This is a genomic window from Roseateles sp. So40a (genome assembly GCF_048081605.1).
Classification (GTDB): Bacteria; Pseudomonadota; Gammaproteobacteria; order Burkholderiales; family Burkholderiaceae_C; genus Roseateles.
Genome location: NZ_CP182288.1, coordinates 4946143 through 4961593 on the forward strand (window position 1 = coordinate 4946143; position 15451 = coordinate 4961593).

A 15451-nucleotide genomic window follows, 5' to 3' on the forward strand; every position below is an offset into this window, starting at 1 on the left:
TGCGTCGGCTCAGCGACCAAAGAGCTCCGCGTGCGTGCCAGCGCGCACGAAGACGATCATGTTCTCTCGCAGGTGGTAGATCAGGAGAAAGTCGCCCCCGACGTGGCACTCGCGATGATCCTGCATGTCCCCTGCCAACGCGTGATCCTTGTATTCAGGCGGCAAAGGCCCATCGTTGGCGATGAGCAAGAGCATGACCTCCTTCAAGCGGCGAAGGTCGTAGCGGCCTGAATGCGAGAGGCGCTCCCAGTCGCGAAGGAACTTCGGCGCGTAGTCGGTGAGACGCGGAGGCTCAGCGCGCTTTTCGCGGGCGGACCTTTTTTTCAAGTTCATCGATCAGTTCCTTGCCGGAACCGAAGCGAGCGCGCGTGATCGAACGAGCCTCTTCCATCGCGGCCCGAGTCTCCGCGTTGGGCACCTTGACCTCAAACGGCAAGCCGTTGTGCAGGACCACCTGGGTCAGGAAGAGTCGGATGGCATCGCTCAAGGTGAGGCCGCATTGGGCCAGCACCTCGGCGGCGGAATCCTTCAGCTCGGGCTCGACGCGCGATCGCAGTTCAGTGGATTTGATGGCCAGGCTCATGTGCGTTCTCCTGCGCAAACGTAGCTACGTTGTAGCCACAAATGTGGAGTCTACGCCTTTGTGAGCTCGTGGGACGAAGCTCGGATGGTGCGCGTCGGCCTGCATTGATCGACCGCGAGATATCCGAGCGATTGACGCATTCGACGTTGACACGCGAGGCACATCGCTTCCCGGCATTCGCGGCCCCCGCATAACCCGGTGTTATGGTCCAGCCCGCCCATTTCAGTTGTGACCGTGGAGCCCGCGTTTCGACAATGCGCCGGCTAGCCCTCCCCCGATGCGCCCTGCCCTTTCCCTCTCGCTGGCCGCGTGCCTGCTCGCGGCATTCCCGGTCGCGAACGCTGCCGATGCCGCCGCGCCCAAGCCGCTCGTCTATTGCACCGACGCCAGCCCCGAGGGCTTCGACCCTGGCCTATGGGACTCCGCCAGCACCAACAACGTCAACAACCAGATGTTCCAGGGGCTGGTGCGCTTCGAGCGCGGCGGCACCGCGCTCCAGCCCGCCCTCGCCGCCGCCTGGACCATCAGCCCCGACGCGCGCGTCTTCACCTTCACGCTGCGCGACAACGTCCGCTTCCACGCCCGGCCCTGGTTCACCCCGACCCGGCCGATGAACGCCGACGACGTGCTCTTCACCTTCGGCCGATTCCTGGACCGCGAGCACCCGTTCAACAAGGCCTTCCCCGCCAACTTCATCTACCCGCAGAACCTCGGCCTGGCCAAGGCAATCACGAAGCTCGAGAAGCTCGACGACCGCACCGTCCGCTTCACGCTCTCGCAGCCCAATGTCACCTTCGTCACCTGGTTCGCAATGGCCTTCGCCGGCATCCAGTCCGCCGAGTACGGCGCCCAGCTGCTGCGCGAGAACAAGGCCGCGCAGATCAACCGCCTGCCCATCGGCACCGGCCCCTTCCGCTTCCGCAGCTACGCCAAGGACGACGTCGTGCGCATGGAGGCCAACCCCGATTACTGGGGCGAGCCGCAGAAGACGCGCAAGCTGATCTTCACCATCAGCCGCGAGGCCCCGGTCCGCGTGCAGAAGCTGCTCGCCGGCGAATGCCAGATCACCTCGCCGCTGCGCGACATCGACGTCGCCGCCATCGACCGCCATCCCGAGCGCATCCGGCTCGAGAAGATCCAGGCGCTCAACATCTCCTACCTGTCCTTCAACCTGCGCAAGGCGCCGACCAACAACCGCCTCGTGCGCGAGGCGCTGGACATCGCCGTCGACCGCGACGCCATCTTCCGCGCGCTGTTCCCGCGCGGCGACGCGATGCAGGCGGTCAACCCCTTCCCGCCCGCGATCCCCGGCTACAACAAGGCGCTCAGGAACGAGTACAACCCCGAGCGCGCCAAGGCGCTGCTCGCGCAGGCCGGTTATCCGAACGGGTTGGACATCGACCTCTGGGCGCTACCCGTCACGCGTCCGACCAATCCCAACGGCCAGCTGATGGCCCAGCTGATCCAGCAGGACTGGGCCCGCATCGGCGTGCGCGCGCAGATCCGCACCTATGAATGGGGCGAGTACCTCAAGCGCGCCAACGCCGGCGAGCACGCGGTCTACATGAGCGGCTGGGCCGGCGAGAGCGGCGACGCCGACGACTTCCTGACGCCCAACCTCAGCTGCGCCACCAACAAGTCGGGCGTGAAGTTCTGCAATCAGGACTTCGAACGGCTCATCGACGCGGCCCGCGCCACGCCCGACCAGGCCAAACGCATCGAGTTCTACGAAAAGGCCCAGGAGATCTTCAAGCGCGAGCGCCCGTGGATCACGATGGCACACTCGACGGTCTACATCCCCACCAGCAAGGACCTGCGCGGCTTCAAGATGCAGCCCAACGGGGGGGTGGTGTTCGAGAACGTCTACCGCGAGTGACCATGCGTCTCCGTCACATTGAAGTCTTCCACGCGATCATGCAGGCGGGCACGATCAGCGGCGCCGCCCAGCTGCTGCACATCTCCCAGCCCGCCGTGACGAAGGTGCTGCAGCACTGCGAGCTGCAGCTCGGCATGCCGCTCTTCGACCGCGTCCGCGGCAAGCTCTATCCGACGCCCGAGGCCCAGCGTCTGTTCGTCGAGATCGACAAGCTCAACCGCGACCTCGTCGCGATCCGGCGCCTGGCGGCCAACCTGCGCAGCGGCGAATCCGAGTCACTGCGCCTGATGGCCACGCCCACGCTGGGCGCCGCGGTGATCCCGGCGGCGATGACGCACTGGGCGCAAGCCTTCCCGCGCAGCCGATGCCAGCTCAGCACCAACCACACGCGCGAGATCGTCTCCGCGCTGCTGCTGGGCGAGGCCGACCTGGCGCTCAGCCTGCAGGACCCGCGCCATCCCGGCATCAAGGCCGAGGTGCTGGCCAGCGGCACGCTGATGGCGTTGTGCCCGATGCACAGCCCCGAGGCGCAGGGCTCGGGCCCGCTGCCGCTGGAGGAGATCCAGTCCGAGCTGATCGCCATGGCCGAGGACGATCCGCTGGGCCACATGCTGCACAACGCCAGCGAGGCCGAGGGCCGGCACCTGGACAGCCGCATCACCGTGCAGACCTACCAGCTCGCCCGCGCGCTCGTGGAAGCGGGCGTGGGCATGACCGTCGTCGACCCGTTCACCGCGGCGTCGGCGGACCGCTCGCGGGTGAAGGTGCGTCCGCTGGCGCCGCCGATGGGCATCCATCTGTACCTGCTGACCTCGGCCAGCGCGCCGCTCGCGCAGGCGGCGCGGCGCCTGGTCGGCTATCTGCGGGATGCCGCCCGCGCCAACCTCGAAAGCCTGGAGTGACGCCTGCCCCTGCCCCGATCCCCTGCGAGGAGATCGCCGCGCATCCCGAGTTCCGCTCGCTGCTGACGATCCCCGGCATCGCCGTGGACCTGCGCTACGCCACGCCCGACAACTTCGTCGGCCGTGCCGTCTACGGCGGCCTGGACTGCGCGTTCCTGCGCCGGGAAAGCGCCGGAGCCATCGCCGAGGCCGCCGCGTGGCTCACCCGCCATTGCCCGGGCGTGACGCTGGTCGTGCTCGACGCGCTGCGCCCGCAACGCGTGCAGGAGGCGCTCTGGAAGGAACTCGAGGGCACGCCGCTGACCAAGTATCTGGCGCATCCGGCACGGCGCTCGATCCATTCCTTCGGCATGGCCGTCGATGTGACGCTGCTCGACGCCGACGGCCGCGAGCTCGACATGGGCACCGGCTTTGACGAGATGACCCCGGCCTCGCACCCCGAGTTCGAGGCCGAGCAGCTCGCCGCCGGCGGCCTCACCGCCGACCAGTTGCGCCATCGCGGCTGGCTGCGCGCGGCGATGCGCCACGCCGGTTTCCAGACCATCAGCACCGAGTGGTGGCACTTCGACTTCGGCGATCGCGACCGCGTCCGAAGCGAGCTGCCGCTGGTGCTCTGACCCGCAGACATGACATGACCGCTTCCCGCCGCCAGATCCTCGCCAGCGCCGCCACCGCGGCTGCCTCCGCGCTCGCGGTCGGTGCCGGCAGCGCGCAGGCGCAGACCGCCGTTGGCGGTCCCGGACGATCGGGCCGGCCCGCGGGCCCCGACGCCGCCCCGCCCGCGCAGCGCGCGCGCCGGCTGCGTCCGGGCGACACGATCGGCCTGGTCAGCCCGGCCAACGCGACCTATGAACGCGAGCCGCTGGAGATCGCCGTCGAGTCGCTCGAGGCGCTGGGCTTCAAGGTCAAGCTGGGCGCCAACGTGCGGGGACGCTACGGCCAGTTCGGCGGCACCGACGTGCAACGCGCCGCCGACATCAACGACTTCTTCGCCGATGACGAGGTCGCCGGCATCCTGGCGCTGACCGGCGGCTCGGGCTGCAACCGCATCGTCGACAAGCTGAACTACGCACTGATCCGGCGCAAGCCCAAGTTCTTCGGCGGCTTCTCGGACCTGACCAGCCTGGTCAACGCGATCCATCAGCAGACGGGGCTGATCACCTTCCACTGCCCGGTGGCGGGATCGGAGTGGAACGAGTTCTCGCTGCAGCACTTCCGCGCCGTGGCGATGGACGCGCAACCCGCGCTGATGCAGAACCCGCAGGGCGAGCGCGGCGCCCACGTCATCCAGCGCGAGGACCGCATCAGCACGCTGCGCCCCGGCGTCGCGCGCGGGCCGCTGATCGGGGGCAACCTCGCGGTGCTGAGCTCGCTGGCCGGGTCGCCGTACTTCCCGGACACGCGCGGCGCGATCCTCTTCCTGGAAGAGATCAACGAGTACATCTACCGCGTCGACCGCATGCTCTCGACGCTGCGGCTGTGCGGCGCGCTGGATGGGCTGGCCGGCGTGGTGCTGGGCAAGTTCACCCAGTGCGGCCCGGGCGACGGAAACTTCGGCACGCTCACGCTGGACGAGGTGTTCGACGACTACTTCCTGCCGCTGAACGTGCCCGTCTATCGCGGCGCGATGATCGGCCACATCAAGCGCAAGTTCACCGTCCCGGTCGGCCAGCCCGCCGAGATGGACGCCCGCGCCGGCACGGTGCGGCTGCTGACGCCGGCGGTGGTCTGAGGATCGCCGCGCTGATGGACTTCCGTCAGGTCGCGCTGGCCGCCATCCGCGGCTACCAGCGCTGGATCTCGCCGTACAAGGGGTTCCACTGCGCCTATCGCGTGCACACCGGCTGCGCGGGCTGCTCGGCGCTCGGCCACCGCGTGATCCGGCGCTTCGGCGTGTGGGAAGGCCTGCCGTTGCTGCGCGAGCGCATGGCACGCTGCGGCGCGGTCCATGACGCGTACCGACGACGGCAGGCGGACCTCGCGACGAACGCGGCGGCCGGCTCGGCATATCGACGCCCGCCTGCCGCGCAACGCGGCGACTGCGACCTCGGCTGCGCGCCGGACCTGCCCTGCGATGGCCATCACGGTTGTGCAGCCTGCGACGGTCCGTCCGGCCCGCGGGGCGACGGCTGCGGCATCGGTCCGCGCGCCGTGTGCGCACTCGCGGACTGCGGGGACTGCTGCAGCTGCGACTGGCCGTCGCGCAAGAAGAAGGGCGCGAATCGCTACGAGGATCGCGACGGACTGCGCGGCCGCCGACGCCGGCGCTGAGCTGACCCTAGGTCGGGCGATCCTCGCGCGGACCCCGGGCAAGCGCGCTCGGCTGGACGCGATCGCGCCCGCGGACTTCAGCCGCGCCCTCGTGCTGTCGCCCGACACCACCGAACTCGCGTCGATGGACGTCGGTCCGGCGGCGCAGCACCGCCGGCAGATCAATGTCCTCTTCGACCTCAGCCAGGGCCCGGGCCACCGGGCCGGCTTCGAGGTCACGACGCGCTACGAGGGACGCGCCGCCGAGGACATGCGCAACGGCAACTTCTCGGAGGACCTGACGCGATACGGCAATGACGCGCTCAAGTACTACGCGGGCTTCAAGCGGCTGGCGGGCATTCGCAGCACGGCGCCGATGGAGTGGGACGACGACGAGGCCGCCAACGTCGTCACCACCCGCGAGCGTTATGACTACGACGACCCGTGGGAGCGCGACAAGGGAGGCCGTCCGACGATGGCCGGACTGCCGTCGCCGGAGATGCACGACGTGCTGCGCAAGCCCGACGTGACGATGCGCAAGCAGCCGCTGAGCCTCGCGCGGCGCGAGGAACTGCTGATGCTGGTCGAGGAACGCGTGCCGTCCGACTGGACGCCGCTGGCCAAGGAGAGCGAAGAAAAGCGTTTCGACACGCCCACCTTCTCTTACCGGCGCGAGTACCGCGCGGAGGGCCATCGCGTGTTCCTGACGCAGCGCTACGCCGCCAAGGCGGACCATGTGCCGGTCAAGGAACTGGCGTCCCACGCCAAGAAGATGGACGACGCCGGCGACTGGGTCGGCCACGACCTCTACTGGAGCCAGGGCCAGGGAACCGTCGAGTCGGCGAACTGGGGACGGTTCCTGAGCGGCGTCGCTGGTGCGCTCGCGATGTGGCTGCTCGTGCGGTGGGCCGGTCCCCGGATCGCGCGCCGCAGGCTCAGCGTCCCGCCACCCACGCCACCAGCGCATCAATCGCCGGACGCGCCTTCATCGCCTGATCGTCATTGACGATCGCCACGACGATCCAGGTCCGCCCGGTCGAATCGGGCACGTAGCCCGCCAGCGCGACCACGTCGCGCAAGGTGCCGGTCTTCATGCGGGCGCGGCCCTCGGCCGGCGTGCCCTTCATGCGGCGCGACAGCGTCCCGTCGACGCCCGCCACCGGCAACGTGGCCAGCAGCTCCGGACCATGCGCGCCGCGGGCCGAGGCCCGCAACATCGCCGCCATCTGCGCGGCCGAGGCGCGCTCGTTGCGCGACAGGCCGGAGCCGTTCTCCAGCGTCAGGCCGGCCGTGTCGATCTTCTGTGCGGCGAACCACTCGCGCACCACGCGCGCGGCGGCGTCGCGCGTGTCCTCGCCGGGTTGCGCCGCCCACGCGCCCAGGCGCAGGTAGAGCATCCGCGCCAACGCGTTGTCCGAGGCCTTCATGATCGGCCGCAGCAGTTCCGCCAGCGGCCGGTCGCGGTGCTGGACGAGCAGCGTCGCCCCCTCGGGCGTCGCGCCTTCGCGGATCTCGCCCGACAACGTGCCGCCGAGCGCCATCCAGAGCTGTCGCAGCGCCTGGGCCGTCTCCCACTGCCGGTCCAGCACGTTCAGCGACTGCGTCACGCGGCAGTCCCGGGGGAACTCGCCGGCCAGCGTCAGCCGCGCGCCGCCGCCGGGCAGGGCCTCGAAGCGCGAGGGCATCCAGCCGTCATCCCAGTCCTTGCACGGCTTGTCGTTGAGCGTGACCGCGCTCGTGTCGATGGCCAGCCCGCCGAACTGCGGGAACGGGCGCACCGTCAGGCTCCGTGCGTCGGCCGCCAGGTCGTACTGCAGGAGGCTGCCGTTGAGATGCAGCGCATCCGGAATGACGTTGTAGGGGAACTCGGCCTGCTCGTCGAAGCGCGGCGCGCCGATGTCCAGCCGCGCCGGATTGAACAGGCCGCGGTCCACGACGATGCCGCCGGCCAGGTCGCGCAGGCCGTGACGCTCGCGCAACTCGCGCAGCATCGACCACAAGGACGCCCAGTCCAGGTCGGCGTCCCCGCCGCCCTTGAGCACCAGCGGCGCGTCGAGCCGGCCGTCGCGGATCTCGCCCGCGGCCAGCAGCTGCGTCTGGCCGCGGCTGTTGGGTCCGAGCCGGTCCAGCGCGACGACCGCGGTGATCGTCTTCATCGTCGAGGCCGGCGCCATCGGGCGGTCGGCGTTGATCCGCAGGCCGGTCCCCGGCGCGTCCATCGGATAGGCCACGACCGACATCGACGCCATCGGCACGCCCGCCTCACGCAAGGCGGCATCGACGGGCGCGGGCGGGGTGTCGACGAGGGTGGCGCATCCGCTCGTGACGAGCGCGACGGCCAGGACGGCGGAGGCGGTGATCGATCGCATGTGTCGCGACTGTATAGTCCCGGCCCCGTTGCATTCCCACAGGTTATACGCGCGAGACAAGCATTCATCGGGACGGATGCAACAAATGGGTGACGTTCCTATGACGGTGCAAGGGTCTCGTGCTTGAAGATCCTTCACAGCTCGCAACACGTCGGCCATGCATCGGTCGCATCAAGGTCGTTGGCGGCGTTCCAGGACGCCGGTCCGGTTAACAAGGAGAAGGTCGTGAAACTGAATCAACTCGCCCGCTGCCTCGTCGTCGTGGGCCTGGGCGCCCACGCGGCGGCCTGGTCGCAGGAAGTCCAGAAGATCGAGCGGGTGGAGATCACCGGCTCGAGCATCAAGCGCATCCAGGACGAGGGCGCGCTGCCGGTGCAGACGATCTCCCGCAAGGACCTGGACCGCCAGGGCATCGTGTCGGCCGAGCAGCTGATCGCCACGCTGACCTCCAACGGCAACGGCCTGGACAACCTGGCCTCCAACGCGGACGTGGTCTCGGGCCAGTCCCGCGGCAACAACGGCGCGACCTCCGCCAACCTGCGCCTGCAGGGCGCCAACGCCACGCTGATCCTGCTGAACGGCCGCCGCATCGCCGCGCACGGCCTCAACGGCGGCGTCGTCGACCTGAACCAGATCCCGATGGCCGCCATCGAGCGCGTCGAGGTCCTCAAGGACGGCGCCTCGTCGACCTACGGCACCGACGCCGTCGGCGGCGTCATCAACTTCATCCTGCGCAAGGACTACACCGGCCTGACCGTCAGCGGCTTCACCGACGTGACCCAGCACGGCGGCGGCAACATCTATCGCGGCTCGGTGACCGGCGGCGTCGGCAACCTCGACAAGGACGGCTTCAACGTCATGGCCGTCCTGTCCATGACCGACAACAAGCGCCTGGACGGCTCGCAACGCGACTTCGTCAACAGCTTCCAGCCCGAGCGCGGCCTGTCCCCCGACACCCGCGGCACGCCGTTCGCGACCGTCTTCTTCTCGCCCACGATCACCGCGCCGACCTACAACGGCACCACGATCACCAGCGCCAACATCCTGGACCTGCCGGGCGGCGCGGGCTGCGCCTCGCAGCCGGGCATGGCCCCGTATGCCGAGAAGCTGTGGAACTCCGCCGCCGCCTCGCCGGCCAACCAGTTCGGTTGCGCCTGGGACTCGGGCAAGGCCGCGGTCATCCAGCAGCCGGTCAAGAACACCAACCTGGTGACGCGCGGCATGCTCAAGCTGGGCGAGCACACCCTCACCGGTGAAGTCCTGCTGGGCAAGTCCGAGTCGCAGAAGATCTTCTCGGCCAACCAGATCAGCAGCGGCAGCGCCACGGCGACGATCACGCTGCCCAACGGCACGGCCGTGCCCAGCCCCTTCCGCAGCCTGGCCTATCCGTCCACCGGCGCCAGTTACCAGACGGTGTGGAACGCGCTCGTGGGCACATTCCCGGGCCTGGCCTCGCAGGCCGGCAAGCCGCTGGCCTTCCGCTGGCGCTGCATGGAATGCGGCTCGCGCGAGTTCGAGACCACCACCGACACCGGCCGCTACCTGCTCAGCATGGACGGCCCGCTGCCCTTCCTCAAGGACTGGGACTACAAGGTCGGCGCCTCGCAGGCCTTCAGCAAGAGCAACTCGGTGCTGGGCTCCGGTTATCAGAACTGGGTCGGCCTGGCCAACCTGATCAACACCGGCGTGCTCAACCCGTTCCTGCTGGCCGGCCAGTCGCAGACCCCGGCCGCGCTGGCGGCGCTGGACGCGATCTCCGCGGAGGGCACCAAGCTCTACGGCGGCAAGTACACGACCGACGAGTACGACGCGACCGCCTCGGGCCCGCTGTTCAAGCTGCCCGCCGGTGACGTGATGGGCGCGGTGGGCGTGGACTACCGGATCGAGAAGTACCGCTTCGACGGCAACCAGACGGTCAACACCAACGACATCAACACCTGGATCTTCAACGCGCCGTTCGACAACGTGAACGCGCTGAGCGGCGTGAAGCGCAAGGTCGGCGCGATCTTCGGCGAGACGATCATCCCGATCGTCAAGAACCTGGACCTGAACCTCTCGGTGCGCTACGACAAGTACACCGGTTTCGGCAGCACGACCAACCCGAAGGCCTCGATCCGCTACCAGCCGCTGGACAGCCTGGTGTTCCGGGCGTCCTACAGCACCGGCTTCCGCGTGCCGACCTTCAACCAGCTGTTCAACGGCGTGACCGAGTCGCCGTACACCGGTGCCGGCGTGCCCGATCCGGCGACCTGCCCGTCCAACGTGGTCAGCAACACGGCGGGTTGCCAGGCGGTGACCTTCAACACGCTGTTCGGCGGCCGCTCGGACCTGAAGCCCGAAGAGTCCAAGATGGCCAACATCGGCTTCGTGTGGCAGCCGACCAAGGACTTCAGCGGGTCGGTCGACCTGTGGGACATCCGTCGTGACGGCCAGATCCAGAGCCTGACGCTGACGCAGATCCTCAACAACTACCAGCTGTTCCCGCAAGCCTTCATCCGCGACGCCAACGGCGTGCTGCAGACCGTGGACACGCGCTGGGTCAACACCGGCGAGACGCAGACGCGCGGGCTGGAACTGTCGATGCGCGGCAGCACGCCGATGAACGGCGGCCGCCTGGCCGCCGGCCTGGACGGCACCTACCTGCTGAAGAAGCGTTCCAAGCTGCTGGACAACGTCGCCTTCGGCCCGAGCGAGATCGGCCAGTTCACGCGCTCGAGCGAGCTGGGCATCCGCTGGAAGCACAGCGCTTACGTCACCTACACGTATGGCGACTGGGCGTACTCGCTGCGCCAGCAGTACAGCAGCGGCTATTACGGTTACGTCCCGCCGGGCGTGGCGAACGGCAACGCGTCGGCGCCGCTGTTCGATCCGTGGGTCAAGCCTTATTACCTGCACCACGTCAGCGTCGCCTACAGCGGCATCAAGAACCTGACGATCACCGCGGGCGTGAAGAACATCTTCGACCAGGACCCGCCGTTCGCGAACAGCTACGACACGAACACCGGCTCGGGCAGCTCGTGGGAACCGCGCGTCGCGGACCCCCGCGGCCGTTCGTTCACGCTGGGCATCGACTACAAGTTCTTCTGATCGCGGCGGGCCGGACCGGCCTGACCGAGCAGAACGAGCAAAGCCCGCCGGCCTTCCGGCGGGCTTTTTTCATTCCTCGTTCACTCGGAGTCGGGGAAGAGTCTCTCGATCACGACATCGATGCCCATCCCGCACAGCGAATAGATCAGCGAGCCGATCAGCGCCGCGCTGAAGCCGTTCACGGTGAATCCGTCCAGCACCGTGGCGGTCGCCCAGAACAGCAGCGCGTTGATGACGAACAGGAACAGGCCCAGCGTCAGCAGCGTCACCGGCAGCGTGAGCAGCACCAGCACCGGTCGCAGGATCGTGTTGAACAAGCCCAGCACGAAGGCCGCGATCAACGCGGTGACGAAGCCCTTCACCTGGACGCCAGGATAGAGGTGGGCCACCAGCAGCAACGCGGCAGCCAGCAGCAGCCAACGGGTCAGCGTTTTCATGCCTCCAGCATAGCGGCACGTTTCATCAGTTTTTTCCGAACTTGAAATGCCGAACCAAACAAGATAATCCGAACCTTCCGAAAGGGGAGTAGCCGCGCGGCCCAGGCCGCGGCAGGCGCCCGTCAAGACGTTGCCGTGAAGGCAGCCGGGCCCTGCACCTGACACCGGACTCGCGAGATCGCCTGATCGAGCGGCCCGTCAGCCTTGCAAGACCTTTCGGCCGCGTCGTTCCCCGAGGAACGACGCGTTGTCGTAGAACCCGGGACACGGCATGCTGCCGGTCCGTCTCTTGCAAGGAGCGCAAATGAGCACCATCGTGCCCACCTGGCTGTGGGTGGTTTTCGTCGGCATCGTCGTGGTGTCGCTCTTCCTGGACTTCGTCGTCCTGCGCAAGCAGGGCGCGCACGAAGTGGGCGTCAAGGAGGCGATCAACTGGTCGCTGGTCTGGGTGGCGCTGAGCGTGGCGTTCATGGGCTTGCTGTGGTGGGCCGTCAAGGACGGCACCGGCGACACACCCCTCGCCAACACGAAGGCTTTGGAGTTCATCACCGGCTATCTCATCGAGAAATCGCTGGCGGTGGACAACATCTTCGTCTTCCTGATGATCTTCACCTACTTCTCCGTCCCGGCGGCGTACCAGAAGCGGGTGCTCATGATGGGCATCATCGGCGCCATCGTGCTGCGCACGGTGATGATCCTGGTGGGCGGTTGGCTGATCGCGCAGTTCCACTGGATCCTGTACCTCTTCGGCGCCTTCCTGCTGATCACCGGCATCAAGATGTGGTGGGCGGCCGGCAAGGAACCGGACCTCGAGGACAACCCCGCGCTGAAGCTGCTGCGCCGCGTGCTGCCGGTGAGCAAGAACTTCGACGGCGAACGCTTCTTCACGCTGGAGAACGGCAAGCGCATCGCCACGCCGATGCTGCTGGTGATCGCGCTGGTGGGCATGACCGACGTGATCTTCGCGGTGGATTCGATCCCGGCGATCTTCGCGATCACCAACGATCCGTTCATCGTGCTGAGCTCCAACATCTTCGCCATCCTGGGCCTGCGCGCGATGTACTTCCTGCTGGCGGCGATGGCGTCCAAGTTCCACCTGCTGAGCTACGGCCTGGCCGTGGTGCTGGTGTTCATTGGCGCCAAGATGATGCTGATCGACGTCATCAAGATCCCGGTGCTGCTCTCGCTGGGTGTGGTGATCGCGATCCTGGCCATCACGATGATCTGGAGCCTGCGCACCGCGCCCAAGCTGCCGGAGCACCGCCAGGACGAACCGGCCGCGCATTGATTCCTGCGCTGACGGCCCGCTGAGCGGGCCCGTTCCTCCCAAGACCCGTGTGACGTGACAGCGTCCGCGGGTCTTCTGCTTTACAGAGCAGCAACTTGAGCGTCGCGCGTTCGCCACGCGGAAAAGCCTGCGGAACAGCAAATCTTTGACACACACAAATGAGAATGCTTAGCATTTGCGGCCTTTGAGTCCCCTCCGGCCTCAATCACCCGCCACTGCCAGCCACGCGCGACCAGGGAGGAGGCCCGCCACCGTGCGCCGTGATGCGTCGGGACGACGCCGCCGACGCGCCAGCCAGCCGAGCCAGAACCCACAAGAATCTCTCCCTCGGAGCTCGAATCCATGTCCCGCTACATCAAGAGCCGCAAACATGCGGTGGCCCCGCTGGCTGCGCTGGCCGCGTCCCTGACCTTCCCCGTGGCGCACGCCGCCGACGCCCCCGCCACGGCGGATGCCGGCTCGACGACGGCCGCCGCGGCCGCTTCCCCCTACCTCCCCCAGGTGAAGATCGAGGGCAGCGCCCAGTCCGATTACAAGGCCGACAAGAGCGCCTCGTCCAAGCTGACCCAGCCGCTGCTGGAAACGCCCAAGACGATCTCGGTGATCAAGAAGGAAGTGCTGCGCGAGCAGGGCGCGGTCTCGCTGATCGAGGCGCTGCAGAACACCCCGGGCATCACGATGCAGCTGGGCGAGAACGGCAACACCTCCGCCGGCGACACCTTCCAGATGCGCGGTTTCAGCGCCAGCACCTCGACCTTCGTCGACGGCATCCGCGACCTGGGCGCCGTCACGCGCGACGTGTTCAACCTCGAGCAGATCGAAGTGGTGAAGGGCCCGGCGGGCGCCGACACCGGCCGCGGCGCGTCCGCCGGCTACATCAACCTGATCACCAAGCTGCCGCAGATCGACAACTCGATCGACGGCACGATCAGCGTCGGCGACGCGAGCCGCAAGCGCGCCTCGGTCGACGTCAACCAGAAGGTCGCCGACAACACCGCCGTGCGCCTGAATGCCGTGTGGCAGGACAACGGCGTGCCGGGACGCTCGGCCATCGAGCGCAAGACCTACGGCGTCGCCCCGTCGATCGGTTTCGGCCTGAACACCGCGACGCGCTTCTTCCTGTACTCGCAGCACGTGCGCCAGGACGGCCGTCCGGACGGCGGCCTGCCCGCCATCGGCTGGCCGGCGTACTCGGTCGCGGCCCCCGCGGCCACCGCGTCGCAGCTGGACAAGGACCGCGCCGCCGCGCTGGCCGTCGCGCCCAAGGTCGATCGCGACAACTTCTACGGCAGCTACGGTGACAAGGAAAAGGTCAAGGCCGACATGGTCACGGCCAAGCTGGAGATGGACCTGGGCGGCGACACCACCGTGCGCAACATCTCGCGCTACGGCCGCACGCACATGGACCGCATCCTGACCGGCATCATCGGCATCACCGCCGTCGACCCGACCAACCGCGACACGTGGACCATCGCGCGCTCGCGTCAGGGCGTGGACCAGACCAACGAGATCCTGGCCAACCAGACCAGCCTGAACACGAGTTTCCGCACGGCCGGCCTGAAGCATGACCTGAGCACCGGCGTCGAGCTGATGTACGAGCGCCAGGAAACGCTGAACTTCACGACCACCGGCACCATCCCGGCGGCCAACCTCTACAACCCGAACCCGAACGACGCGCTGCCGATGCCGGTGCGCAACGGCTCCGGCAACGAGGGCAGCACCACCACCACCGCCATCTACGCGCTGGACACGCTGTCGGTGACCGACGCGCTCAAGCTCACGCTGGGCCTGCGCACCGAGCATTACAACGTCCGCACGACGACGACCGCCGTGGCCACCACGGGCGGCCTGACGGCCACGAAGTTCTCCGCCGGCAAGTGGATCACCAGCTGGAACGCCGCCGCGCTGTACAAGCTGGCCGAGAACGGCACCGCCTACGTCGCCGCCGCCAACTCGCTGACGCCTCCGGGCAGCGGCAACTTCGTGCTGTCGGCCACCGGCCAGCAAGCCGGCACCGCCGACGCGCAGGAGACGAAGAACTACGAGCTCGGCACGAAGTGGGACCTGCTGAACAAGCGCCTGAACCTGACGGCCGCGCTGTACCGCAGCGAGAACGACGGCGTGGTCAGCGTCGACCCCATCACCAACCTGTCGACGCAAGGCGGCAAGGTGCGCGTGCAGGGCATCGAACTGGCCGCCGTCGGTCAGCTGACCAACTTCTGGCAAGTCACCGCCGGCGTGCAGACCATGGATGCCAAGGCGCTGAACCAGCGCGCGGCCTCCACGGCGACCAACCCCAACCAGGTGGTCACGGACGGCATCCGCTGGACGCCGAAGTGGTCGGCCACCGTCTGGACCTCCTACCAGTGGAACGACATCACCGTCGCCGGCGGCGTGCGCCACGTCGCGGAGCAGAAGCGTGTCGTGACCGTCGGCCAGCCGGCCGCCACGGGCCTGGGCACGCTGCCTGACTACACCGTCGTCGACCTGATGGGCGCGTACCGCGTGAACAAGAACGTCTCGCTGCAGCTGAACGTCACCAACCTGTTCGACAAGGACTACATGTCCTCGCTGAACAACGGCGGTGGCCGACTGGTGCTGGGCGCTCCGCGCGCGGTCACGCTGATGGCCAACATCGGCTTCTGAACGGATCCACGCC

13 protein-coding genes are annotated in these 15451 nt (G+C 68.1%); 9 read left to right on the forward strand and 4 right to left on the reverse strand.

All coding sequences use genetic code 11. The features are described from left to right. Positions 1-9 precede the first annotated feature (9 nt). Positions 10-333, reverse strand: coding sequence for a type II toxin-antitoxin system YafQ family toxin (locus ACNI65_RS22520; protein ID WP_416759521.1), 324 nt, complete (start codon positions 331-333; stop codon positions 10-12). Beyond that, positions 293-583, reverse strand: a complete 291-nt coding sequence (locus tag ACNI65_RS22525) for a type II toxin-antitoxin system RelB/DinJ family antitoxin (RefSeq protein ID WP_416759523.1) — start codon at positions 581-583, stop codon at positions 293-295. The genes ACNI65_RS22520 and ACNI65_RS22525 overlap by 41 nt, the downstream gene beginning before the upstream one ends. 277 nt (positions 584-860) lie before the next feature. Here ACNI65_RS22525 and ACNI65_RS22530 point away from each other — a divergent pair, with 277 nt between their 5' ends. The 6 genes from ACNI65_RS22530 (at position 861) to ACNI65_RS22555 (ending at position 6617) form a co-directional block, all read left to right on the forward strand. Further along, positions 861-2459, forward strand: coding sequence for an ABC transporter substrate-binding protein (locus ACNI65_RS22530; RefSeq protein ID WP_416759525.1), 1599 nt, complete (start codon positions 861-863; stop codon positions 2457-2459). A 2-nt stretch (positions 2460-2461) separates the two neighbouring features. Further along, complete coding sequence (locus ACNI65_RS22535; RefSeq protein WP_416759527.1) at positions 2462-3361, forward strand: LysR family transcriptional regulator; 900 nt, start codon at positions 2462-2464, stop codon at positions 3359-3361. Then, entirely contained in the window at positions 3358-3978 is a 621-nt protein-coding gene (locus ACNI65_RS22540) for a M15 family metallopeptidase (protein WP_416759528.1), read from the forward strand. Before ACNI65_RS22535 ends, ACNI65_RS22540 begins: the two co-directional genes overlap by 4 nt. Before the next feature lie 14 nt (positions 3979-3992). Further along, positions 3993-5093, forward strand: a complete 1101-nt coding sequence (locus ACNI65_RS22545) for a S66 peptidase family protein (protein WP_416759529.1) — start codon at positions 3993-3995, stop codon at positions 5091-5093. A gap of 14 nt (positions 5094-5107) precedes the next feature. After that, positions 5108-5632, forward strand: a complete 525-nt coding sequence (gene yidD, locus ACNI65_RS22550) for a membrane protein insertion efficiency factor YidD (protein WP_416759531.1) — start codon at positions 5108-5110, stop codon at positions 5630-5632. Between the two features lie 91 nt (positions 5633-5723). Further along, positions 5724-6617, forward strand: coding sequence for a hypothetical protein (locus ACNI65_RS22555; protein ID WP_416759532.1), 894 nt, complete (start codon positions 5724-5726; stop codon positions 6615-6617). Here ACNI65_RS22555 and dacB read toward each other — a convergent pair. Next, positions 6547-7980, reverse strand: coding sequence for a D-alanyl-D-alanine carboxypeptidase/D-alanyl-D-alanine-endopeptidase (gene dacB / locus ACNI65_RS22560; RefSeq protein ID WP_416759534.1), 1434 nt, complete (start codon positions 7978-7980; stop codon positions 6547-6549). The genes ACNI65_RS22555 and dacB overlap by 71 nt on opposite strands. Before the next feature lie 225 nt (positions 7981-8205). On the opposite strand from dacB, the gene ACNI65_RS22565 reads away from it, so the two are divergent. Further along, entirely contained in the window at positions 8206-11067 is a 2862-nt protein-coding gene (locus ACNI65_RS22565; protein WP_416759536.1) for a TonB-dependent receptor domain-containing protein, read from the forward strand. A gap of 80 nt (positions 11068-11147) precedes the next feature. Here the strand turns inward: ACNI65_RS22565 and ACNI65_RS22570 are convergent, their stop codons facing one another. Beyond that, positions 11148-11504: a phage holin family protein gene (locus ACNI65_RS22570; protein WP_416759537.1), complete on the reverse strand. Its 357-nt coding sequence runs from the start codon at positions 11502-11504 to the stop codon at positions 11148-11150. A 304-nt stretch (positions 11505-11808) separates the two neighbouring features. On the opposite strand from ACNI65_RS22570, the gene ACNI65_RS22575 reads away from it, so the two are divergent. Together ACNI65_RS22575 and ACNI65_RS22580 are read left to right on the forward strand one after the other, a co-directional pair. Then, positions 11809-12792 carry a TerC family protein gene (locus ACNI65_RS22575; RefSeq protein WP_416759539.1) on the forward strand — a complete coding sequence of 328 codons (984 nt, stop codon included), beginning with the start codon at positions 11809-11811 and terminating at the stop codon, positions 12790-12792. 342 nt (positions 12793-13134) lie between these two features. After that, positions 13135-15438, forward strand: coding sequence for a catecholate siderophore receptor Fiu (locus tag ACNI65_RS22580; protein WP_416759540.1), 2304 nt, complete (start codon positions 13135-13137; stop codon positions 15436-15438). Positions 15439-15451: the final 13 nt, after the last annotated feature.